Genomic DNA, 1,148 nt, shown 5'->3' on the forward strand with positions numbered 1-1,148 from the left:
TTCTTGAATTCTCATTTCCAGCGCATATCTCCTTTCTTTCCCTTTTGTATTACTCTTGAGCGAATCGTTTCCGCCAAGAAACTACAAAAGTCAGCCGTTCAATAGATTCTCCTGTAGCTTTGGGGTTCTCACACCAACCAAGCCTATGGCGACCTACAAGCGGCTGACTCTCCAGCAAAGATACCTCATTGAGACACTTTACAAGCAGAAGAAAACCCAGATAGACATGGCCCAGCAGGTCGGTGTCAGCCAGTCAACCGTTAGCCGGGAACTGGCCAATTACCGTCAACAGCAGCCCCGACAGCCCTACCATGCACAGCAGGCCCAGCAACGGGCGGCTATAGCCAAAAAGCGAACGTCCTACAAACTCAAAGGCCCACTGCTGGACACCGTGATCGCTCGCTTACGTAACCGGCTGTCGCCTGAACAAATCTGTGGCGAGTTGTACCGAGTGGCAGCTAGGCAGGTGCTGCACCACGAAACCGTTTACCGCTATATCTATCGACACCAAGCTGTTGGCACTAAACAACTGTCTGAACATGAAGTACTTACTCAATACCTGCGCATCCGTCATCGCAAGCGATATAAAGACCGAAGTAAGCCAGTTAAGCGGCAACGTATTCCCAATCGGGTTAGTATCGACTTGCGCCCGCCCATCGTCGAGACGAATACCGAACTGGGCCACTGGGAGGCCGACACGGTCATTGGTAAAGGCTATGATGGGGTGCTACTGACCCTAGTTGAACGACGAACCAAGTACGTGCTAATGGTCAAACTACGGTCCAAACACGCTCGTGCCCTGGCCCTTGCAGCCGTCAAGGCTCTGCGTCGTAGTGGTTTACCGGTAAGGACAATCACCTTTGACAACGGACTTGAATTCGCCTGCCACGAGTATATTGGTAGCCAACTGGGGGCGGCTACCTACTTTGCTCATCCCTACCACAGTTGGGAGCGTGGACTCAACGAGAACACCAACGGCTTGATCCGGCAGTACATTCCCAAAGCTTGCCCGATTAGTATTGTTAGGACAACGGATGTATCTTGGATACAAGATCAACTCAATCAACGACCTCGCAAAACTTTGGGCTATCTAAGCCCGGCTGAATTTGCTCAGAATGAGTTTTATGCACTGCAAATGTGAATGTGCG

Annotated in this window: 1 protein-coding gene; it reads left to right on the forward strand. The window is 51.1% G+C overall.

What is annotated here, in order from left to right; genetic code table 11:
• The first annotated feature begins 145 nt into the window (after positions 1-145).
• Positions 146-1,141, forward strand: coding sequence for an IS30 family transposase (locus ACYVHB_RS32840; RefSeq protein ID WP_461056315.1), 996 nt, complete (start codon positions 146-148; stop codon positions 1,139-1,141).
• Positions 1,142-1,148: the final 7 nt, after the last annotated feature.

This window comes from Spirosoma arcticum (genome assembly GCF_054779955.1).

Excerpts from the sequence above, each read along its gene's own strand:
- ACYVHB_RS32840 (WP_461056315.1), top strand. The coding sequence starts at position 146 with ATGGCGACCTACAAGCGGCTGACTCTCCAGCAAAGATACCTCATTGAG.